This window comes from Candidatus Hydrogenedentota bacterium (assembly GCA_019637335.1).
GTDB lineage: Bacteria > Hydrogenedentota > Hydrogenedentia > Hydrogenedentales > JAEUWI01 > JAEUWI01.
On the sequence record JAHBVV010000013.1, the window covers coordinates 112,646 to 134,056 of the forward strand.

Annotated in this window: 17 protein-coding genes; 4 read left to right on the top strand and 13 right to left on the bottom strand. The window is 63.9% G+C overall.

Annotation, left to right across the window (positions count from 1 at the left end):
* Nucleotides 1-88: 88 nt before the first annotated feature.
* From KF886_15165 to dprA, 4 genes are all read right to left on the bottom strand, one after another.
* Nucleotides 89-1,432, bottom strand: a complete 1,344-nt coding sequence (locus KF886_15165) for a hypothetical protein (GenBank protein ID MBX3178697.1) — start codon at nt 1,430-1,432, stop codon at nt 89-91.
* A 3-nt stretch (nt 1,433-1,435) separates the two neighbouring features.
* Nucleotides 1,436-2,452 carry a tetraacyldisaccharide 4'-kinase gene (lpxK, locus tag KF886_15170; protein MBX3178698.1) on the bottom strand — a complete coding sequence of 339 codons (1,017 nt, stop codon included), beginning with the start codon at nt 2,450-2,452 and terminating at the stop codon, nt 1,436-1,438.
* Between the two features lie 321 nt (nt 2,453-2,773).
* Nucleotides 2,774-3,205: a hypothetical protein gene (locus KF886_15175; protein MBX3178699.1), complete on the bottom strand. Its 432-nt coding sequence runs from the start codon at nt 3,203-3,205 to the stop codon at nt 2,774-2,776.
* A gap of 300 nt (nt 3,206-3,505) precedes the next feature.
* Nucleotides 3,506-4,687, bottom strand: coding sequence for a DNA-processing protein DprA (gene dprA, locus KF886_15180; protein ID MBX3178700.1), 1,182 nt, complete (start codon nt 4,685-4,687; stop codon nt 3,506-3,508).
* 99 nt (nt 4,688-4,786) lie between these two features.
* Between dprA and KF886_15185 the strand changes: the two genes are divergently transcribed.
* The 4 genes from KF886_15185 (at nt 4,787) to KF886_15200 (ending at nt 9,830) form a co-directional block, all read left to right on the top strand.
* Complete coding sequence (locus KF886_15185) at nt 4,787-5,464, top strand: prepilin-type N-terminal cleavage/methylation domain-containing protein (GenBank protein MBX3178701.1); 678 nt, start codon at nt 4,787-4,789, stop codon at nt 5,462-5,464.
* A 583-nt stretch (nt 5,465-6,047) separates the two neighbouring features.
* The gene (locus KF886_15190; GenBank protein ID MBX3178702.1) at nt 6,048-7,025 is read left to right on the top strand and encodes a TIM barrel protein; all 978 of its coding nucleotides are present in this window, start codon (nt 6,048-6,050) and stop codon (nt 7,023-7,025) included.
* An 88-nt stretch (nt 7,026-7,113) separates the two neighbouring features.
* Entirely contained in the window at nt 7,114-8,787 is a 1,674-nt protein-coding gene (hflX, locus tag KF886_15195) for a GTPase HflX (GenBank protein ID MBX3178703.1), read from the top strand.
* A gap of 5 nt (nt 8,788-8,792) precedes the next feature.
* On the top strand, nt 8,793-9,830 hold the full coding sequence (locus KF886_15200; protein MBX3178704.1) for a tetratricopeptide repeat protein: 1,038 nt from the start codon (nt 8,793-8,795) through the stop codon (nt 9,828-9,830).
* 22 nt (nt 9,831-9,852) lie between these two features.
* On the opposite strand, the gene lipB is transcribed toward KF886_15200, so the two are convergent.
* The 9 genes from lipB to KF886_15245 all read right to left on the bottom strand — a co-directional run bounded on the left by lipB (nt 9,853) and on the right by KF886_15245 (nt 21,182).
* Complete coding sequence (gene lipB, locus KF886_15205; GenBank protein ID MBX3178705.1) at nt 9,853-10,509, bottom strand: lipoyl(octanoyl) transferase LipB; 657 nt, start codon at nt 10,507-10,509, stop codon at nt 9,853-9,855.
* A complete protein-coding gene (locus KF886_15210) occupies nt 10,502-11,167 on the bottom strand; it encodes an HAD-IA family hydrolase (GenBank protein MBX3178706.1) in 666 nt (221 codons plus the stop codon). Before KF886_15210 ends, lipB begins: the two co-directional genes overlap by 8 nt.
* A 77-nt stretch (nt 11,168-11,244) precedes the next feature.
* Nucleotides 11,245-12,342, bottom strand: a complete 1,098-nt coding sequence (locus tag KF886_15215) for a threonine synthase (GenBank protein ID MBX3178707.1) — start codon at nt 12,340-12,342, stop codon at nt 11,245-11,247.
* A gap of 60 nt (nt 12,343-12,402) precedes the next feature.
* Nucleotides 12,403-13,680, bottom strand: a complete 1,278-nt coding sequence (locus tag KF886_15220; GenBank protein ID MBX3178708.1) for a homoserine dehydrogenase — start codon at nt 13,678-13,680, stop codon at nt 12,403-12,405.
* Between the two features lie 55 nt (nt 13,681-13,735).
* A complete protein-coding gene (locus KF886_15225) occupies nt 13,736-13,996 on the bottom strand; it encodes a lipoyl domain-containing protein (GenBank protein ID MBX3178709.1) in 261 nt (86 codons plus the stop codon).
* 78 nt (nt 13,997-14,074) lie between these two features.
* On the bottom strand, nt 14,075-14,986 hold the full coding sequence (gene lipA, locus KF886_15230) for a lipoyl synthase (GenBank protein ID MBX3178710.1): 912 nt from the start codon (nt 14,984-14,986) through the stop codon (nt 14,075-14,077).
* Between the two features lie 239 nt (nt 14,987-15,225).
* Nucleotides 15,226-16,275, bottom strand: a complete 1,050-nt coding sequence (locus KF886_15235; protein MBX3178711.1) for an alpha-E domain-containing protein — start codon at nt 16,273-16,275, stop codon at nt 15,226-15,228.
* Nucleotides 16,276-16,334: 59 nt separating this feature from the next.
* Complete coding sequence (locus KF886_15240) at nt 16,335-17,768, bottom strand: circularly permuted type 2 ATP-grasp protein (GenBank protein MBX3178712.1); 1,434 nt, start codon at nt 17,766-17,768, stop codon at nt 16,335-16,337.
* Nucleotides 17,769-17,870: 102 nt separating this feature from the next.
* Nucleotides 17,871-21,182 carry a transglutaminase family protein gene (locus tag KF886_15245; GenBank protein MBX3178713.1) on the bottom strand — a complete coding sequence of 1,104 codons (3,312 nt, stop codon included), beginning with the start codon at nt 21,180-21,182 and terminating at the stop codon, nt 17,871-17,873.
* Nucleotides 21,183-21,411 lie beyond the last annotated feature (229 nt).

A 21,411-nucleotide genomic window follows, 5' to 3' on the forward strand; every position in this document is an offset into this window, starting at 1 on the left:
GCTCCGCCGCGAAGGCTGGAGCGTGCGAGACTGCTCCGAAAATACACAGGCGAGACGCATGTCCTGCTTTGATCGGGCGTCGCCGGACTCAGGGCGCGGGCGCGCCGGGGGCCTCCGCGATAAGCTTCTGGAAATTCCATAGCGCCCGGTCGATCATCCTCTCCGGGCCGCCTTCCGTCACCCAGGCGGTCGAGGGGTCGGCGCCGTAGCCGCCCTGGGCCATGGCGCGGCGGGTGGGGAAGTACATATCGTGGCCGTTGCAGTAGCCGACGAAAACGCCCTTGGCCCCCTCTACACGGCGCTTGAAGTCGACGGAGAGATCGCTGAAGAACTCGCCGGACCCGCCCGCGATGGCGAGTTCGCCGTTAATCAGCAGCGTGGTCAGTTTGGGGTGCATCATCCCCGCGGGGTATTTCAGGTGGTAGCTGTGGTAGAGGGGTTCTCCGTAGCGCGCGCGGAGCCCTTCACTGACGGGCCCGCTGCTCAGGTCGAGGCGCATCTGGAAGGAGAAGGTGTTTTTCACGCCGCGCAGGTCCGGCTGGTCGGGGACGGCGGTAGCGAGGCTGCCGTTCAGCGCGATGACGTCGCGGGCCAGGCGTTCGCCCGGCTCGCGCATGAGATCGACCTCGCCCCAGCGGCTGTCGTCGATATCGCACTGGAGGTCGCCGGCGGCGCCCTGGAGGAACATGCAGGGCGCGCCCGTGGCCTCCGTGACCGCCGCCATCATGACCCCCGGGAAATCCGCGCTGATCTGGTTGCTGGCGTGGGGGTGGTTGGTCGGGTGCGCGGCGAAATTGACCGCGATGGCGATGGGATTGCCCGCGAGATCGTCGGCGCGCAGCACGAACAACTCCGGGTCGCGGGGGATGGGCTCCTCCTCCGTGTGGCGGTTGCGGTTAACGTTGCTCTCGGCGGAAGCCCAGCCGATCTTCGCGGGCTTCAGCCCGTTGGCCGCCGCCACGATGACGCCCACGAGCTTCTCTTCCAGCTCGGCGTAGTACGACAGGGCGTTGTCCAGCGCGGGATCGTTGAGGCCTTCCACCGGCACGAGTTCCAGCGCCGGGGCGTGGTGGGTGTGGGAGCCGACCAGGAAGACGTGATCGATCCCCGCGCGCTCCAGCACGGCGTGTTCGATGCGCAACACCATCGGCTCGAAGGGGGCGCGGCCGAGATCCAGTCCGACGAGCGCGGCGCGCGTCTCGCCGGCTTGCAGGACGAGGGCCTTGGCGAAGAGCGGATCGTGGACGCCGGTCGAGTTGTTCTCCGGGCGGTGCATGACGCCATAGCCCCAGAGCGGCACGGACGCCTGGGGGGTAATATCCACTTCCGCGTAGCCTGCCTTGAACACCACAACATCCTCCTCAACCACCGGCAGTTCCGGCGCGCCCGACAGGGCGGCCATCAGGGCCAGTCCGACCAATCCAGCATGCATGCTTCACTCTCCTGACCGGGGTGGCCCGGTGAAGTCCCGCAGGGCGATGCGCAACGCCAGCACATTGTCCGGCGCGGCGTTGAGGCGCATCGCGTCTTTTTCCGTCGTTATAATGAGTCCTGGACGTTTCAGGACTTCCCCCGGAATGACGGCATGATCCGGGAAGGCGAAGGTCTCTTTCAAGGTGAAGCCCAGCGACGCGAGGGTCTGGTAAAAGGCCTCCGGATTGCCGATGGCCGCGATGGCGGTGACCGGTTCCGCGCAGGCGTTCTGCAGGGAAACGGGGGCGCCATCGGCGACGCGCCACAGGCCGTCGGGGGCGTGGATGGTTTCGCGCACAGGCGCGCCGGGGGCGTATTCCGCCAGGCGCGCGCGCAACCCGTTCAGGCCAATGGCCTGATCGCAGCGGGTCAATACAATCTCCGTCGCCCGTTTCAGCGCGTCCAGCGGTTCGCGGAGGATGCCGCGGGGGACGAGATAGCCATTGCCGAAGGGGTTCGTGGCGTCGATCAGGCAGATGTTGCGGTCCCGGGCAAGCTGCACGTGCTGGTAGGCGTCGTCCAATACGATGACGTCGCAACCGTGCTGTTTCATGGCGGCGCGCGCCCCGTCGGCGCGGCGAGCCGCTTTCACGAGAATGCATTCCGGCGCGTGGCAGCGGATCAGAGCCGGTTCGTCGCCCACCTGGCGCACGATATCGGCCCGCGGCATGTCGGGCAGAACGACGAAGGGCTCTGGGACGCGATCGCTGCCGTAGCCCCGCGTGACGACCGCCACGCGATGGCCCGCCGCGATTTGCTGCTGGATGCATTCAATGACGGCGGGGGTCTTGCCTGTGCCGCCGGCCGTGATGTTGCCAAAACTGATGACGGTGGCGTCGATGCGCTCCGCGGGCTGGCGAAGGCGCCAGTGCATCCCGATGCGGGTTGCGGGCGTGGCGGCGCGGAGGAGCAGGTCCCAGAAGCGGGGGAGAGGCTCCCCCCGCCGAACGCGGGCGGCTATATCGTTGAAATGAGACATAATAGGAGGTTAGGCATTCCGCCACGGCGCATCTTCGACCCGCCTGACCCAAGGCATGCGCTCGATATCAGAAGGCACGACGACTTGGGAACGATTTCATTTTTGTTCAAGCCAAAGATTTCTGGAAACCTGCTGGAAGTCTCGCCGATGGTCAAAATCCGCCGGTTCCAATGGATTCTCGGGCGCCCCCTGGGTCAGGCAAGGATGCCTAACCTCCTCAGCGCGGTGCAAATTGATTCCCGCCATGCTGTCGAGTCGGGCGGGCAGCCTCGCGCATCCGATTCCCGGGCGGGTTGCGGGTTTGGCAAGAACTCCCGGCGGTCAGGCTTCCACCTGCGCGCCCATGCGCGTCAATTCGTCGAGAAACTGGGACGCCATGGGGGAGTTTATACGGAATTTCGCGTGGCCCTGCCAACCCGGCCGCATGTCCTCATAGCGAAACGAGATCAGGAGGCGTCCTTCGCGGGGACAGGATACCTGCAAGCGCGACACCCGTGGGTCGTCGCGCGGGAGGTCAATCTGGGGCTTCCCATAACAACATAGCAGGATCCGCTGGCGCGTAATCGCAAGATAGCCCGCGAAGCTCCTGATCTTGTAGAGCGAGCACCGGCCCGGGATGCGAAGGTTTCGCTGCACGAGGTGGCCGCTGAAACCTTCGTCCGCAAGCACCATCCCTTCACGTTCCAATTCACTCCGGCGCGAATCGGGAATACTGCCCGCGCTGAAAAGTCGATACAGGAGCGCTTTACCCACGAATTGACCCTCCGCGGCGATGCCGGGGCATGCCGCTTCCCCCCGCTTCATCTTACACCCAAACGGGCCAATACGGAAGCGGTATTATCGCAGGGCAATCGCATTTAAACTTCCTGTCCGAGCCGAGCGCCATATGAACCACCTGAAATGTTGAAAAGTGAGCGTGTTGGAGCGCCGGCATCTCTGCCGGCAAGGATGCCGGCGCTCCAACACGCTCACTTTCATTGATTCAAGGCTCCAAATCAACTCAAATTCACGCCCAAATGCCGCCATCGGGTTTAAATGCGATTGCCCTGGGTATTATCGGGGTGCAAATCGTTTCCCGCTCAGCTGGCGGATCAGGCCCTTCAATTCCAGCATGGTGAGTGAGGTAAGGGCTTCCGATACCGAGAGGCGCGCGGCGGCGGCGATTTCATCGACGAAGGAGCCATCCCGGTGCAGCACATCCAGTACCGCCTGTTCCACGGGCGTGATGTTCGGGCGGGGCGTGGGGGGCGCAGCGGTCGCTGCCGCGAACGGCTGGGGCGCGGCGGTGGTGGAGGCGGGCCGTGCGGGGACCGGCGCGCTTTCGGGCGTTTTTCGGGCCGCCGGGGCCTGGCGCGCGGACGCTTCCAGGTCGAGTTCCACGAGGATATCGTCCACGGTTTCGACGAGCTTGGCGCCCTCGCGGATCAGGGCGTGGGGCCCGCGCGCGTTGTAACTGCCGGCCTCGCCGGGCACAGCAAAGACCTCGCGCCCCTGTTCTGCGGCGTTGCGCGCGGTTATCAGGGCGCCGCTTCCCACGGGGGCCTCGACCACGACGGTCCCCATGGACAGTCCGCTGATGATGCGGTTGCGGTAGGGGAAGTGCCCCTTGGAGGGTTTGACGCCCATCTCAAAACAGGAAACGACCGCGCCCCGCTGCACGATCCGGTGCATCAGCGCCGCGTTGGACGCCGGATAGACCACATCCACGCCACAGCCCAGCACGGCAATCGTCCGTCCGCCCGCTTCCAGGGCGCCCTCGTGCGCGGCGGTGTCCGTGCCTTCCGCCATTCCGCTGACAACCGTAATGCCGCGCGCGGCGAGGTCGTAGGCCAGGGAGCGGGCCATGCGGGCGCCGTACGGGGTGGAGCGGCGGGTCCCGACAATCGCCACGGCGTGCCGGTCGGCCTCGACGAGATCTCCCCGTGCAAAGAGCACGAGCGGCGGGTCGTAGATTTCGGCGAGAAGCAGGGGGTAGGCCGTCTCGTCCATGGTGTACAAGGCCGCGCCGTATTCTTCCATGCGCGCGATCTGTCCGTCGACGTCCACGACATCGCGATAGGCATGAATGCGCTCGGCCAGTTTGGGCCCCACCACCTCGCGCAGGGACGCCTCGGAGGCCGCCAGGACATCCGCGGGCGCGCCGTAACGGGCGAGGAGGCGGATGAAGAGGGTAGTTCCGACCCCGGGGATCATCTTCAGGGCGAGCCACTGCCGCTGCTCGGGTGTGATTGCCATGGGGGTACTATGCTATACGGTCGCAATCGACTGCAAGCCCATTTTTGCGCGGTGCGCCGATCGCTTGCGGCAATTCGGGCGGGTGTGCTGTAATGGATCATGAACATTCGATTACGGCAAACGGGCCGGCTTCAACAGGGCCACACCCTGGTGGAAACGCTGGTGGTCCTGGCGATTATCGGCGTGCTTCTCGCCACAGCGCTTCCGCACTACGTGAACGCCATTCGCAGCGCCAAGCGCGTCGCGGCCGTTGAGGGGAAGCGGCAGCAAAATCTCGTGCGGAGCGCCGCGGGGGATTCCGAGCGCCGTCCGAAGCGGAATGTGGATGCGGCCGCCCTGCGCGATCAGGCCCGCCGCGCGTACCGCACGAGCATTGACGCGGGCGACTTCGATTTTCACGTGACCGAACTGATTTATAAGGTCAACAGTGACGCGGAGTTCCGGGCCTACTGGTTCACCCTGATCGACGCGAATGCTTCCGGCCCTATCACCGAGGTGGATGGCGGGCGCCTCCGCGTCTCGGATCCCGAGGGCAATGTCTTCGACCTGGAACCCGCCTACGATGGCATTCACCCGGGCGATGATCGTCCGGCTCCGCTTGGCTGGGACTTTCTTGCCACCTCCCTGCAACACAGCGGTATCGGCGATCTGGGCGCGTCGGTACTGATGTCGGATGGTACTTCCCGCTATATTCGCTATCCGGGCGCCTTTCCCGTGACGCGCACGGTGGCGGAGCTGTCCCAACGATTCATGGATGAAGTGCACCCGTACCTGTAAATGGGGGGGTTGCGTGCTGTTTCCTGGCCCCGTACGGTGGGCGGCGCCGGTTGTCCGGATCCTAACCTGTTTATTTCCATATTGTTAGCGATTTCGGCGTCGTGCGACAATTTTTTTTGAATTTTTTTCGGGATTTCGGGAATATATTCGAAGAAAGTCGGTGTTTCCACATACAGCATCCTTGGAGGTCCTTCCCCCAGACCTCCCGGATGTCATCAGTCAGCAATGGCTGGTTCCCACCACCGGCGAGTGCAGAATAACAGTTCCCCCGCTGTTTGCACTCGCCTCTTTTTTTTCTAACCGGTTGGAAATAGACCTTTTCGAGCGTTTCGAGTTCAGAATCACGCCAACACGCGGCCCATTGACCCGGTAGAACCTATTGACAAGCCTATAGTTATCGCATATAATGCGCCCGATGAACGGCCCGCTATCCGGTACCTTGGATAGACACTCTCTGAATCCCCTCGTATTGTGAGTATGTTGTGGCTCCCCTGCAACTCCGGGCTTCGTTTTAACCACGCATTTTGACCAAGTCCAGAACCGGTCTGTCCAAGAGGCCAATTGCATGTCACAGGAGAATATAATGACCCAAAAATTTTCAACGGGACTCTGGGTGTTTTCGAACAATCCGGACCGTTTTTGCCCGGAAGGCTACCGCGAGGCTCCGAAAGTCCCTGAGGCCATTGCACTTGCGGCGAAAATCAAGGGCCTGAAGGCGGTCGAGATCAGCCAGTCGGACGTCTCTACCGAAGTGCCTGTGAAGGACTTGAAGCGGATTCTGAAGGATCACGGGCTGGCGTGTTCGGGCGTCAACACGAATCTTTGCCAGTCGCGGCGCTTTTCCCTGGCCGGGTTTGGTCACCAGCATCAGAAGACGCGCAATGCCGCGATCGATGAGGGGCGCAAAGCCACCGACCTGGCGCGGGCGCTGGGAGCGACCGAGATCACGCTGCGGCTGTACACCGACGGCTTCGACTATCCGTTCCAGGTGGACTATACGACGCACTGGAACACGGTGATCTCATCGATCAAGACGATCGCCAAGTATGCGTCGCCCGATATCAACGTGGCCATTGCGTACAAGCCCCGGGAGCCCCGGAAGCACCTGACGGTGGCGACGGTGGGCAAGGCGCTTTCGATGTGCCAGGAAATCGCGATGAAGAACGTCGGCGTGGCGATGAATTTCTCGCACGCGATGATGTCGGGCGAGAACCCGGCGGAGTCGATCGCGTTTCTCACGCGTTCGAACAAGCTGTTCCAGATGTATTTCACGGATGGGTACCGCCTCTGGGACGACGCGATGATCCCGGGCAGCCTGAATATCTGGGAGTGCATGGAAGCGTTGTTTTACCTGAAAGCGTCGAAGTACAAGGGCTATTACACGATCGACATGCTCCCGCAGCGTATCGAGCCGACGCACGCGCTGCAAATCGCGATCGGGAATCTCAGTATTCTGTTCAAGAAACTGGAAAAGCTCGACACGTCGGAGCTGCGCAAGGCCCAGAAGACGCTGGACGCCACCGAGTCGCAGCGCATCATCCGCCGGGTTCTGCTCAGCTGACCGTGCCGGCCAGACGGTATGCATATCGGCCCTGTTCTAATGGAACAGGGCCGATTTTTGTTGAGCCCGGTGCGTTGCGCGTAGTACGATGAAAGTGCGTGAGCAAATCAAACCCGATGAGGAGGCGTATCCCCTGCTAAGCGGTAATACAAGCGGTCTCAAGGCGTCCGATACCCGGAACCTCGAGAAGCTGTCCAAAAGAAAGACCGCGCCGGATTCCATCATCTCCCCCGAGCTGGCGCGCACGATCACGGAGTTATCAGCCGAACTCAACCGGCAGATCGGCCTGTTAATCGACCGCCGCGGCCGTATTTCGGCGGTCGTGGTGGGGGACGCGCGATCCATTTTCCTGCCGGACATCGCGCGGCGCGGGCGCAATCGCCTTTGCGGGCTCCGGCTGGTGCACACGCACCTCGGGCCGGAACCCCTGACCGACGACGACCTGACCGACCTGGCGCTGCTCCGACTGGATTGTGTCGCCGCGGTGGAAGTGGGCCGGGATGGGCTGCCCGGCAAGGTGCATGTGGCGCACCTCATGCCCGCGAACGCGGGCGACGAGCCGTGGGCCGTACAGCCGCCGCAATCCGTCCACGATCTCCCGTCGGACTTCCCGGCCTTCATCGAGGCGCTTGAGGACGAGTTTGCGCGGCAAAGCTGGGGCCGGAAGAGCCAGGAAGACAACAACCGGGCGATCATCGTCCATATTTCCGAAAAGCCCCCGACCGCCGCGCAGGATTCGCTGGCGGAACTTCGGGAACTGGCCCGCAGCGCGGGCATCGAAGTGGTGCACGAGTTCCACCAGCGCCGGACGCCCGATCCGAAATACGTGATGGGCAAGGGCAAGCTGAAATTCGCGATCATCAAGGCGATGCAGCTCGGGGCGGAGCTGCTGATTTTCGACTTGAATCTGACCCCGTCGCAGATGAAGAGCGTCAGCGAGATGACCGACCTGAAGGTGATGGATCGGACGCAGCTGATTCTGGATATTTTCGCCCTGCACGCGGTGACGCGGGAGGGCAAGTTGCAGGTGGAACTCGCGCAGTTGCGCTACCGCCAGCCGTTCCTCGGCATGAAGAGCTCGGCCTTCTCCCGGCTTACCGGCGGTATCGGCGGCCGCGGCCCCGGCGAAACGAAGCTGGAGGTCGATCGCCGCCGGGCGAGCGATCGCATTTCGCGTCTCGAGCGCGAGGTGAACAAGCTGGGCGAGCGCCGCGAGCTCCGGCGGGGCGTGCGCCACCGCAAGGGCGTGCCCACGGTTGCGGTGGTCGGCTACACGAACGCGGGGAAATCCACGCTGCTGAACCACCTGACGAACAGCCACGTGACGGCGGAGGACGCGTTGTTTGCGACGCTGAATCCGGTTTCGCGGCGCGTCCGCTTCCCGCAGGAGCGCGAGGTCATCGTTACGGACACGGTGGGTTTCATTCGAGACCTTCCCAAGGACCTGATGGCCGCGTTTCGCACCACCTTTGAAGAGCTCCACGAGGCCGACCTGCTGCTGCACGTCATCGACGCGTCCTGCCCGGACCTCGAAGCGAAATACGAAACCGTGCATTCGCTGCTGCGCGAGCTTGAATTGGATAGCACGCCGGTGTGCCACGTGCTGAACAAGATGGACAAGTGCGATCCCGACGTGCTCTCGGGGCTAATCGAGCAGTTCCAGGGCATCGCGATCAGCGCGCTGGATCGGGATACCTTTGGCGATCTGCTCAACCGTATGGAGGCCGACCTGTGGTCACGGGAATTAACCCCCGCGGAGTAGAAGTCTTGGTCGCGGCGGCGCTCCTGGCCTGCGCCTTCACGGCAAGCGCCTCGGTGGATGTCGCGCGGGAACGCTACCAGGCGTACGAGCAGAAGATCGCGGAACGCCAGGAAGCGGCCGTGCGCGGCGACATGGAGGGGTACCAGGCGCGGGACGCCGAGGCGCGGCAATCGCTGGTCGAAGCGCGCCAGGCTTTCGAAGCGGGAAAAGCGGCGCGCAGTACGGATGAGACCGTCCTGATGGACTACCTCGTGGTGCTTCGCGCGCTGGGCGATCACGATCTGGCCGCCGAGGCGGCGGACGCCGCGATCGATCGCGGCGTGGAGAGCGCGGCCCTTTTGCGCGTGCTCGGCGAGAGCCTGCTCGTCACCGGACCAGACAACTTCCAGCGGGGGGTGGACGCCCTCCGAAAATCGGTCGCGCTGGACGGGACCAGCCCGGCGTCCGCGCAGGCGTGGTTCGCGCTGGGCCGCTACTACCTGGAGAACTATCTGCCGGACGCGGCGGCGGACGCCTTCGCGGCGGCCCTGAAGGCGGATCCCGAGCATGTGCCGTCCCGGCTGGGCGAAGCGGCGGCGCGCGTGTTTTCGGGGGAGATTGCGGAGGCCGGGGCCATCATTGAATCCGTGGGCCGCGCCGCGCAGCCCTACGATATCGAGCTTCGCTCGATGATGCGAACGGCGCTCTACGATTTTGATGTGGCCCGCCGTATATTTGACGACACGGCGGACAACCACTACGCCTACGCGCGTCTGCTGTATCTGGCGTCGCGCGTTCCGGAGGCGGTGCTGGCGGCGCGCCGGGCGACGGATCTGGCGCCGGATCGCGTGGAGATCTGGAACTTCCTGGGCGCGGTGCAATTGCAGATCTCGAATTACCGTGACGCGCTGGCGTCGTACGAGGCGTCGCTCAAGCTGAACCCGGACCAGCCGGGACTTCAGCAGACTGTGGAACAGCTTCGCGAGGTCCAACAGCAGCAGGCCGCGCCGCCGGCCTCCGGACAGGGCCAGGCGCCGCTTCGCGGCCAGGGGCCCTTGCGGTAGGGGATACGGCCCCGCGCTTCCATCAGTCGCATTCGAAGCGCTCGCGAAAGCAGCGTTCGAAGTTTGCCTCTACTTCCTGGAACGGTGGCGGCGCGCCGAGGAGGAGGGTCAGGGACGTCACGGGGCGGTCGGCAATGCCGCAGGGCACGATTGCGCCGAAGTGGGCCATGTTGGGATTCACATTCAGGGCGATCCCGTGGAAGGTCGTCCAGCGGCGCACGCCAATGCCGATCGCGGCCACTTTCGCCCCCCGCACCCAGACCCCGGTCAGTCCCTCAACGCGCTCGCTGGGCAATCCGAATTCCGCGAGCACGTCGATGATTACGGCCTCCAGCGTCCGCAGGTACCAGCCGACCGATGGCTTCCAATGCTGGAGGTTGAGGATGGGATAGGCGACCAGCTGGCCGGGGCCGTGGTAGGTGACGTCCCCGCCGCGGCTGGTTTCCAGGAGTTCGATGCCCTTGGTCGCGTAGCCCGCGCGGTCCAGTAGCAGGTGCGCGCGATCGGAATCCTTGCCGAGCGTGACCACGGGGCGATGTTCGAGGAGATAGAGCGTGTTGGGGGCCTGGCCCGCCGCCACCTCGGCGTGGCGTGCAAGTTGCCGGTCGAGCATTTCCGCGTACCCCACAGGCGCCGGAATCCGAATGGTCTCCAGGGCGTGGGGGGGGAAATCAGGCATGGTCCAGCAAAGCCCGGACGGTGTCGATCGAGACCGATTCCAGCGAGTCCACGATGAAGTCCGCATCGGCCAGCTGATCGGCGGAAAAGGAATTCGTGACCGCGAGCACCTTCATCCCGGCGGCCTTTGCCGAGGCAATGCCCGTGATGGCGTCCTCAACGGCGACGCATTGGGCCGGATCGAGCCCGATTTCCGCGGCGGCGCGCAGGTAAATCTCGGGATGCGGCTTCTTGTGTGCGATCATGTCGCCGTGGATCCACGCGTCGAACAAATCCGTGTTCACGCGCGAGGACTTGAGCGTCTCGGCCGATTTCTTGCCGGGGCTGGACGTGGCGATGGCGAGTTTCCAGTCCGGCGCATCGTGCGCGGCCTGGATCAGCGGGTGAATTCCGGGAAAGGAGATGTCCGGGTCGTCCGCGAGCAGTTCCATGAAGTATTTGTGGCGTGTTTCGACGGCTTCCGCCACGTCGATGGCGACGCCGTACTTCTCGGCGGGGCCGATGCAGTAGCGTTCGGCGCCCGTGCCGATGAAGGGGATGAAATCCTCCGGCTGCACCTTCAACCCGTAGAGGGCCTCATACATCCGCGTGGTGGCGATCACGCTGAGACCCTCGGTGTCGCCAAGCACGCCATCGACATCAAATACCAGGCCGAACATGGAAATGGAACTCCTTTGAGAAAGAATCGCGGAACGAGCGGACGGATCCGGCGGATCGGTCCGCTATCGTGGCTGGTTTACACCACCGCCGCCTGTTCGAGGCCGATGGCGTCCAGAATCTGATCGGCGTCGTTGTCCACGGTGAGGGGCTCCTCGGCCGACTTGATTGCGCTGTCCGGATCCTTCAGGCCGTGGCCGGTGAGGATGCAGGTGATGCGGATCTTGTCGCTGTGGGCCGGCGCCTTGCCATCGAAAAAGCCGCCCGCCGCGAGCTTGATGAGGCCCGCCACGCCCGCGGCGCTCGCGGGCTCGCAGAAAACGCCCTCCGCCGCCGCCAGCTTCTGGTAAGCGGCCCGAATCTCGTCGTCCGTGACCATGTCGATCAGGCCGCCGGATTCGTCGCGCGCGGCTTCGGCGGCCTTCCAGCTTGCGGGGTTTCCGATGCGGATGGCGGTGGCGAAGGTCTGGGGCTGCGGGACGGGGTGGCCGAGCACGATGGGCGCGGCGCCGGCCGCCTGGAAGCCCAGCATGGCGGGGCGGTTCTTGCTTTTGCCGGCGGCGTGGTACTCCACGTATCCCTTCCAGTAGGCCGTGATATTGCCGGCGTTTCCGACCGGCATCGCCTGGAAATCCGGGGCGACCCCGCCGAAATCATCCACGATTTCGAAGGCGCCGGACTTCTGCCCCTCGATACGGTAGGGATTGACGGAATTCACCAGCGCGATGGGATGCTCCTCGCAGATTCTCCGCACTTGCGTGAGGGCATCGTCGAAGTTCCCCCGGATCTGGATGACCTTCGCGCCGTGGATCATGGCCTGCGAAAGTTTTCCGAGGGCGATCTTGCCTTCGGGGATGAGCACGGCGCAGCGGATGCCGGCGCGGGCGGCGTAGGCGGCGGCCGAGGCCGAGGTATTGCCGGTGGAGGCGCACATCACGGCCTGGTAGCCCTCTTCCACGGCCTTCGTGATGGCCATGGTCATGCCGCGGTCCTTGAAGGAGCCAGTGGGGTTCAGGCCCTCGTACTTGAGCCAGATCTCGATGTTCGGGTGGATCATGCGGCTCAGGTTGTACGCCGGAATCAGGGGCGTGGAACCCTCGTTCAGGGTGATGACGCAGGTGTCGTCCCCCACGGGCATGTATTGGCGGTATCGGTTGATCAAGCCTTCGTTGCGCATGCAATAACCTCGGTTCGTCTGCGTGGTGGTCCGGATTTCACACTCAAGCGTTTCGCCCGGTCAGGATAGAATACGGATCATGTGTGTTGGTTCGTCAATGATGGTCTGCGCGTCGATTTCCGCGATGGCCTTCTGGACGTTCGCCTCAATGGTTTCGTGCGTCACGATGACGACGTGCGCCGGGACGCCTTCCGCCTCTTCCTTCTGGAGGCACGAGGCGATGCTGACCCCGTGATTGCCGAGAATCGTGCAGATTGTGCCGAGCACGCCGGGGTGGTTCTCGGTCGTCAGGCGCAGGTAATAGCGGCCCTCGATCAGCCCGCTGTCGCGGAGGCTCAGGTCGTGGGTGTAGTGGAAGGGCGGCGCGGCGGGCGCGTCCCCGCGCCGGGCAATGTCCACGATGTCCGCCACAACCGCGCTGGCGGTCGGCAGCTTGCCCGCGCCGCGCCCGTAGTAGAGGGTGTTGTCCGCGATGTCGGACTCCACGAAGATCGCGTTGAACTCATACTTTACCGCCGCGAGCAACATGTGATCCGGGACAAGCGTGGGATGCACCCGCACTTCGATTTCGCCCGCTTCGAACTTGATGACGGCGAGCAGCTTGATCTGGTAGCCCATCTCCTTCGCGTACTGCACGTCCAGGTGGGTCACCTTGGTGATGCCCTCGACATAGATTTCGTCCAGCGGCACGCGCGTGCTGTAGCAGAGGCTCGCCAGGATCTGGCACTTGTGGGCGGTGTCGTGGCCTTCGATATCCAGGTCGGGCGGCGTTTCCGCGAACCCCTGCTCGATGGCCTGGCGCAGCGCCTCGTCAAATTCCAGGCCTTCCACGGCCATCCGCGTGAGGATGTAGTTGCAGGTTCCGTTTAGAATGCCGTAAACCGCGTGGATGTTGTTCGCGGCGAGGCTCTCCCGGATAGTCTTGATGATGGGTATAGTGCCGGCGACGGCCGCCTCGTAGCGCAACTCGACGCCGTTCTTGATGGCGGCCTCACACAGCTCCGGCCCCGCCATGGCGAGCAGCATCTTATTCGCCGTCACGACGTGCTTGCCGCTGTTCAGGGCCTCCAGAATGAAGGTGCGGGCCGGTTCATAGCCCCCGATCAGCTCGCAGACGACATCCAGGTCCGGATCGGCGATCAGGGCCTTCGCGTCGCTGCTGACGCGCACGCCGTCGAGCGGGAAACGGGAGACCAGTTCCTCGTTCAACTCGGCCACGTGCGCCAAAACCACGTCCGCGCCAGTTTTGTCGGCGATCACCTGGTTGTTCGACAGCAGCGTTTCAATCACGCCACCGCCAACGGTTCCCGCGCCAATTACGCCTACTTTGCAGGCCATGTAAATTCCTTTCTCGACAAGACTGCGCGCACCAGCGCGCGACGGGTGCGCCCGCTCAGGCTTCGCCCGGATCCTTCACTTCGAATATGCACAGGACATCGCCCACCTTTACCGCGTCGCCCGGCTGGACGCGTTTTTCCACGAGGGCGCCGGTGCGAGGGGCCGGCAGCACGAAGGCGGCCTTGTCGGTCGTGATCTCCAGAAGATCATCGCCGGAAGCCACCGGGCCTTCCTTCACCAGCCACTCGGACACCACGCCGCCAGCGACGGCGTCATCATCATCGCCCAGACTGGGCAGGCAAATCTCGATCTGCATGGTTTTCGCCTCACAGGATACTTGGGTTTCGGGCATCGCGCCCCCGGCGGCGCCGGGTTGGTTGCGCGAATCCCGGATTCAGGTTCGGGCGGATGCCGACGCGAGCCGCTCGCGGGCGAACTCGGACTCCAGCAGCGCCTCGGAGCGGTACGAGCTCCGGACAAAGGGGCCGGCGACAGCGAAACCGAAGCCGATTTCGTACGCGAGGGCCTCGTACTCCCGGAAGGTTTCCGGCGGGACATAGGCCACAACCGGCGCGTGCTTCGGTGTCGGCTGGAGGTACTGTCCGATGCTCACGGCGTCGCAACCGGCCGCGTGCAGATCGCGCAAGGTCCGATCGATGTCGTCCGGCGTCTCGCCGCATCCCAGCATGAACGCGGACTTGATAAAACGGCCCTCGCTGCGTTCGCGCGCGATCCGGAGCACGTCCAGCGACTGGCGGTACGTAAAGCGCCGGTCGCGGATGCGCGCGAAGACCGGTTCCACCGTCTCGATGTTGTGGCTGAAGATTTCGGGGGCCGCCGCCTGAACGGTGGCGATGTGTTCGCGCTTCCCGTCAAAATCCTGCACCAACGCCTCGATGGTCGTCTCCGGGGAAACGGCCTTGATCGCGCGAATGGTGTCGGCGATGTGGCCCGCGCCGCCGTCCGGGAGGTCGTCCCGTGTAACGGAGGTTAGCACGGCATGCTTCAGCCCGAGCCGCTTGACCGCCTCCGCAATGTGTTCCGGCTCCTCGGCGTCCAGATCGCCCGGGCGTCCGCTGTTGACCGCGCAATACGTACAATGGCGCGTGCACACGTTGCCCATAACCATGAAGGTCGCCGTGCGCCGCCCCCAGCACTCCGACTGGTTGGGGCAATGGGCGCTCTGGCATACCGTGTGCAATTTCAGGTCGCCCATCAGCGATTTCACCTCGCTGAAGGCCTCACCCGAAGGCCAAGGCTGGCGTATCCATTCCGGAAAGGTGTTTTTCGAGGATAGTGCGGGCATAAGTCAAGTCGTACCAGGGGTTGGAGGAGAGTTTCCTCAGATTCCGGGTAGTATAGCACGCCGGGGGTGGGGGATTGAATTTCCGGGGAAGCGCTACATACAAAAGGAGAAGCCGGAATGCTTCTTCACCACCATGGCCGCAGGGCAGCCTTTGGCCGCAACGGAAGAGGGGGTCACCACAAAGTTCACGAAGAGCAATTCCTCGCGGCCTTCGTGGTGATACGTTTTTCGGCCAACGTTTACTGCATCTGGCTGGCCACGGCATGTCTGTCCGCGGCGGCGGCTTTTCCGCCGGGGTACTCGATGTCCAATTCGGGCGCTTCGACCGCGACTTCCGGGGTTTCAATTTCTCGGCGGTCAAAGAACTGCTTCTGGATGGCGCAGCCGATTTCGTTGAGCTGCACTTGGAGCGAGTCCACGAATTCGTGCAGTCCGGACTGTATGATGTCTTCGACTCGGGCGCAGTTGAGCTGGGAGCGGAGCCGGTCGCAGCAACGTTCGGCGTCGTTGGTGTAGAGGCCGGGTGGCGAACCGGAGACAAACGCTAGCGAGGTCTGGAGGCGGTCCACGCAGTATTTCACGGAACGGGGGAAGCCATAGCCGAGGAGGAGCAGTTCGACGACGTTCTGGGGGTCGATGGGGCCATAGATCTGGCGGTAGGCCTGAAGGGCGCTGGCGCTCCGCAGCAGCGCGGACCACTGAATATTGTCGAGCGAAGACCCCACGTCTTCCACGGTGGGCAAGAGGTAGAAGTATTTCACGTCGAGAATGCGGGACGTCTTGTCGGAGCGTTCGAGCATACGCGCGAGGCGGCTGAAGTGCCAGCCCTCGTCGTGCATCATGGTGGTGTAGCTGCGCCCGATAAACTCGTTGCTTCCGCGCACGACCATGCCCAGGAATTCGTGGGGCGACTCCATAATCGAGCCGCCCTGGGTCGCGCTTTCCACCTCCTGGTAGAACTTGTTCACCTGCTCCCACACATCGGAGGGGATGATCTCGCGGATCGAGCGGGCGTTCTCCCGCGCGTTGCGGAGACAGTTGTAGATACTGTTCGGATAGTCGCGGTCGCAGGCCAGAAAGCGCATTACGTTATCCTGCGTGGCGCTCTCGTAGTGTTCGGCGAAGTACTCCTCGTCCCCCATGATACTGATCAGGGGCTGCCACTGGGGCTCGGATGAGGAGGCGTCGAGGGTCAGATTCCAGTTTACATTGACGATCCGGGCCACATTCTCCGCCCGTTCGATATAGCGGCACATCCAGTAGATTGATTCTGCGACACGGCTTAACATGTCCTCGTTCCTTCTCCAGTTTTTTGGCCCGAATTGCCCTTCGGCGTCCCGGTGGCGCGCTATTCCGCGAGCACCCACGTATCCTTGCTGCCGCCGCCTTGTGACGAGTTCACGACGAGGGAACCCTTCTTCAGCGCGACGCGTGTCAGGGCGCCGGGCAGGACATACTGCTCCTTGCCGAACAGGGCGTAGGGCCGCAGATCCACGTGGCGCCCCTCGAACTGGTTGTCGCACAGGGTCGGCACGCGGGAGAGCCTCAACGTCGGCTGGGCGATGTAATTCCGCGGGTTCAGCTTGATCTGCTCGCGGTAGGCATCGCGCTCGCCCCGCGAGACGTGGGGGCCGACCATGATCCCCGCGCCGCCGGATTCGTTGGCCGGCTTGACCACCAGGTGCTCCAGGTTGTCGCAGACATAGCCCAAATCCGCGGGGTTGTCGCACAGGTAGGTCGGAACATTCGGAATGATCGGATCTTCGCCGAGATAGTACTTGATGATCTGTGGCACGTAGGCGTAAATCACCTTGTCGTCGGCGACTCCCGTGCCCGGCGCATTGGCCAGCGCGACCCGCCCCGCCTGGTAGACCTCCATCAGTCCGGGGACGCCCAGGATGGAATCCGGGCGGAAGCAGAGGGGGTCGAGGAAATCGTCATCGATGCGGCGGTAGATCACGTCCACGCGCTGGAAGCCCCGTGTCGTCCGCGTCTTCAAGTAGCCGTCCTGGACGACGAGGTCGCGTCCTTCCACGAGTTCCACGCCCATCTGGTGCGCGAGGAAGGAATGCTCGTAGTAGGCGCTGTTGAAGATGCCCGGCGTCAGCACCGCCACGGTGGGCCGTTCCACGCCTTCGGGCACCAGGTGGAGCAGCATTTCGAGCAGTTTGCTCGGGTATTCCTCGACCGGGCAGACCTTGCCCACATCGAAGAAGTGGGGGAGCGTCCGCTTCATAATGTCGCGGTTTTCCAAAACGTAGGACACCCCCGACGGGCACCGGATATTATCTTCGAGCACGTAGATCTGACCGTCTCCGTCGCGAACGAGATCCGTCCCGGAAACGTGGGCCCAGATGCCGCGGGGCGGCTTGAGGCCAATGCATTCCTTGCGGTAGCCCGGCGAGGAATACACCAGCCCGCGCGGGATGGCCTTGTCCCGCAGGATTTTCTGGTCGCCGTAGATATCCTGCAGGAACGTGTTCAGGGCGTAGATGCGCTGCTTCAGGCCAAGCTCGATCCACTTCCACTCATGCGCGGGGATGATCCGCGGGATCAGGTCGAAGGGAAAAATACGTTCGGTGTTGCCGTCCTCCGTCTTCAGCGTAAACGTGATGCCCAGCTCGCGGAGTGTGCGTTCGGCGCTACGCTGCCGCCGCACCAGTTCCTCCTGGCTGATGGACACCAGTTTTTCGACGATGTTCTTCATGCCCGTGCGCGGCGCGCCGGTATCGTCGAGCATTTCGTCAAAGAATCCACCGGTCTCGTATACGTCGAGTATCATCATTGTTCGATTCCCTTTCGGCTGGCTTGCCAGGCGCCGTTGGTACGGCGGGTACTTTGTTTTTTCGTCACAAGACCGCGGCCCCCTCGGCAGTCGCTTCACTCAGGGGCCCGCCGCCGGTATCTTGCGCAGGTCGAGGGTCCAGGGATACTCCGGGTTGGCAGGCGCGGGCTGGGGGTTCATGTAGCCCGGGGTATGACCGATCGGGCTGAAACGGGCCTCGCGCCGGGCCTCGGCCTCGCAGGCGTTCACCGGGTAGGTCTCGTAGTGCCGCCCGCCGGGGTGGGCCGGCCAGTAGGTGCAGCCGCCGAGCGATTTCTGGTTCCAGGTGTCGACCAGGTCGAAGATCAGGGGCGCGTGAACGGGAATCGTCGGGTGCATCCCATTGGGCAGATCCCAGGCCTTGAAGCGTATGGCCGCGACAAATTCCCCCGCGGCGCCCGTGGGGTGGAGGGGGACCTCGATCCCGTTGCAGGCGACCTTGTGGCGCCGGTCCACGAGTCCGCGGACGCGCAATTGCACCCGTTCGAGGGCGCTGTCGACGAAGCGCGCCGTGCCGCCGGGGCCCGGCTGCTCGCCGAGTACGTGCCACGGTTCCAGGGCGCCGCGCAGCTCGAGGTGGACGCCGCCGCGCGCGATTTCGCCGTATTGCGGGAATCGGAATTCGAACTGCGGAGCGAACCACGCTTCCTCGAAGTGGAATTCCTGGCGACGGAGGTTTTCCAACACGTCCTTCAGATCTTCCCAGACGAAGTACGGCAGGAGGTGGCGATCGTGGAGCATGGTGTTCCAGCGCACCAGCGGGAAGTCGTAAGGCGTCTCCCAGAATGCCGCCACCAGCGCGCGGACCAGCAACTGTTGGAGCAGGCCCATCTGCGGATGCGGCGCCATCTCGAAGGCGCGCAATTCCAGCAGGCCAAGCCGCCCGCTGGCGGAATCGGGGGAAAAGAGCTTGTCGATGCAAAACTCAGCGCGGTGGGTGTTCCCCGTCACGTCCACCAGGATGTTGCGGAATGAACGGTCCACCATCCAGGGCGCTGGCGTGGTTTCGCGGGTGAGGTGCGCGAAGGCCACTTCAAGCTCCTGCAATAGATCGTTGCGCGCTTCGTCAATACGCGGCGCCTGACAGGTCGGGCCGACGAACATGCCGCTGAACAGATAGGAGAGGCTGGGGTGGTTGTTCCAGAAGGCCAGCATGCTCCGCAGCACGTCGGGGCGGCGCAGGAAGGGGCTCTCGGCGGGCGTCGCGCCCCCGAGCACGATATGGCTCCCGCCGCCGGTGCCCGTGGCGCGGCCGTCCAGCCCGAATTTTTCCGCGCTCAGGCGGCACTGCCGCGCTTCTTCGTAGAGCGTCTCCGAAATGGCGCGCAGTTCGGCCCAGTTCGCCGCGGGCTGGATATTCACTTCCACGACGCCGGGATCGGGCTGGATGCTGAATTTCGTCACGCGCGGGTCGAAGGGCGGGGGATAGCCTTCGACAATGACGGGCATCTCCAGCGCGGCGGCGGTATCCTCCACGGCGTGAATCAGCGTGAAATACGTCTCCGAGGATTCCATCGGCGGCATGAACACGTGAAGGCGCCCCTGGCGCGGTTCCACGCACAGCGTGGTGCGGATGATGCCCCGATCGCGGGGAGATTCGCTTTCATCCCTTCCCGGCAGCGGCTGTTCCGCGCGCATCCCGTTGCCGCCGTCCGGCGCGGGGATCCGCAGCGGCGCCGCCGCCATTCCGCGCGGGAGGCCCATCGGGTCGCGCATCAGGACTTCTTCCCGTTTCCCCGCAGGCTCGTGCAGAAGCGAATCCAGGGGCAGCCGGAACCCCATGGCGGAGTCGCCGGGCAGCAGGTAGAGGCGGTTGGCGCGCAACTTCCACGTCGTGCTTTCCCAGCGCCACGACGCGCCCGCCGGTACAGCGCGAAGGGGCAGCGCCATGCCGGTCACGGCGTCGAGTCCCCGCTCAAAAATGGCGCACAGGCGCTTGCGCTCCAGGGGGTCTTCGAGCTTGCTGTCGAAGGGGTCTGTATTGATCGGCAACTGCCGTTCTTTCCAGAGATAATAGAAGGCGTCTTCGTAGGCCGGCATCGCGCGCTCCGCGCCGACTCCGAGCCGGTTGGCGAGGTTCCGCGCGAAGGCCCGCGCATCCTCCGCGCCCATCCGGTAGTCGCGCAGGGGATTGGCCATCCAGCGCGGTTCGCGCCAGAGGGGCGTGCCGTCCTTCGCCCAGTAGCAGTCCATCGACCAGCGGGGCAGGGGTTCGCCGGGGTACCACTTGCCCTGGCCCAGGTGGTGGAGCGGGGCGCTTGCAAAGTGCTTGCTCAAGCGTTCGAAAAGTTTGAAGGCGAGGTTATATTTGCCCTCGCCGAGCGCCTCGGTATGCCACGCGGGACCGTCCCGGTCCTCCATGGAGACGAAGGTCGGCTCGCCGCCCATGGTCAGGCCCACGCCGAGGCGCGCCATCGTCTGGTCGACGGTCTCCCCGAGCAGGTCGATCGCCGCCCATTGCTCGCTGCTGAAGGGCCTGGTGACGCGCGGCGACTCATATACCCGCCGCACCGACATGTCGAAGGTGAAATGGGTTTCCGTCTTGTCGGTGCTTCCCGTGATGGGCGCGGCCGATACGGGGTCGGGCGTGGAGGCCAGGGGCAGGTGGCCCTCGCCCGCCAGCAGGCCGGAGGTGGGATCGAGGCCGACCCAGCCGGCGCCGGGCAGGTACACTTCCGCCCAGGCATGGAGGTCCGAAAAGTCGTGGGAGGCGCCGGCGGGCCCGTCCAGCGGTTTTTCATCGGGAACCAGCTGGATCAGGTAGCCGCTGACGAACCGGGCGGCCATTCCGAGATTGCGAAGGATCTGCACCAGCAGCCAGGCCGAATCCCGGCAGGAGCCGCTCCGGTTTGTCAGGGTTTCCTCGCAGGTCTGAACGCCGGGCTCCATCCGGATCCGGTATTCAATATCCCGATTCAATTGCGCATTCACCGCGACAATGTAGTCTATGATCTGCGCCCTGTTCCGAGAAATCCCCTGGAGGTATTGTTCCATCCGCGGGCCCGGCGGGTCCACGACCAGGTACGGGGCAAGATCCTTGAGCGCATCCGGTTCGTACCTGAATGGGAAGTATGTCGCGTGGTCTTCCAGGAAGAAGTCGAATGGGTTGAAGACGGTCAGTTCCGCAACGAGATCAACGTCTACGACGAGCGCCTGGGAGGGCTCGGGAAAGACGAGTCGCGCCAGATAATTACCGTGCGGATCCTGTTGCCAGTTGAGGAAATGTTCCCGAGGCTGAACCTTCAGGGTGTAGCTGCTGACTGCCGTCCGGCAATGGGGCGCGGGCCGCAATCTTACAATATGGGGGGACAATCTTACCAAACGGTCGTATTCGTAGCTTGTCCGATGGTGCAATGCGACGCGAACGCCCATACCAGGTGCTCTTTTCCAGTCGGCCACGCGGGCCAATTCGGGGCAAAATAAATCCAAAACGGAACAGAGATTCGGATCTTCGGGGCAGAAGGGCTACCAAAAGGAGGGAATTCGCCCTTATCCACGCCAAAGCCCGGCAACGTCGAGTACGTTGACATGGCCGATGCTGAGCAAGTAATGTGCCAGCAGAAACCCATGGCACAACACTTGCTCTATAGCGTAGTTGGGG

Bases quoted from the DNA above. Each gene is read 5' to 3' on its own strand.
- KF886_15165 (MBX3178697.1), bottom strand. From the start codon at position 1,432: ATGCATGCTGGATTGGTCGGACTGGCCCTGATGGCCGCCCTGTCGGGC.
- lpxK (MBX3178698.1), bottom strand. From the start codon at position 2,452: ATGTCTCATTTCAACGATATAGCCGCCCGCGTTCGGCGGGGGGAGCCT.
- dprA (MBX3178700.1), bottom strand. From the start codon at position 4,687: ATGGCAATCACACCCGAGCAGCGGCAGTGGCTCGCCCTGAAGATGATC.
- KF886_15185 (MBX3178701.1), top strand. From the start codon at position 4,787: ATGAACATTCGATTACGGCAAACGGGCCGGCTTCAACAGGGCCACACC.
- KF886_15190 (MBX3178702.1), top strand. From the start codon at position 6,048: ATGACCCAAAAATTTTCAACGGGACTCTGGGTGTTTTCGAACAATCCG.
- hflX (MBX3178703.1), top strand. From the start codon at position 7,114: ATGAAAGTGCGTGAGCAAATCAAACCCGATGAGGAGGCGTATCCCCTG.
- lipB (MBX3178705.1), bottom strand. From the start codon at position 10,509: ATGCCTGATTTCCCCCCCCACGCCCTGGAGACCATTCGGATTCCGGCG.
- KF886_15210 (MBX3178706.1), bottom strand. From the start codon at position 11,167: ATGTTCGGCCTGGTATTTGATGTCGATGGCGTGCTTGGCGACACCGAG.
- KF886_15215 (MBX3178707.1), bottom strand. From the start codon at position 12,342: ATGCGCAACGAAGGCTTGATCAACCGATACCGCCAATACATGCCCGTG.
- KF886_15220 (MBX3178708.1), bottom strand. From the start codon at position 13,680: ATGGCCTGCAAAGTAGGCGTAATTGGCGCGGGAACCGTTGGCGGTGGC.
- KF886_15225 (MBX3178709.1), bottom strand. From the start codon at position 13,996: ATGCAGATCGAGATTTGCCTGCCCAGTCTGGGCGATGATGATGACGCC.
- lipA (MBX3178710.1), bottom strand. From the start codon at position 14,986: ATGCCCGCACTATCCTCGAAAAACACCTTTCCGGAATGGATACGCCAG.
- KF886_15235 (MBX3178711.1), bottom strand. From the start codon at position 16,275: ATGTTAAGCCGTGTCGCAGAATCAATCTACTGGATGTGCCGCTATATC.
- KF886_15240 (MBX3178712.1), bottom strand. From the start codon at position 17,768: ATGATACTCGACGTATACGAGACCGGTGGATTCTTTGACGAAATGCTC.
- KF886_15245 (MBX3178713.1), bottom strand. From the start codon at position 21,182: ATGGGCGTTCGCGTCGCATTGCACCATCGGACAAGCTACGAATACGAC.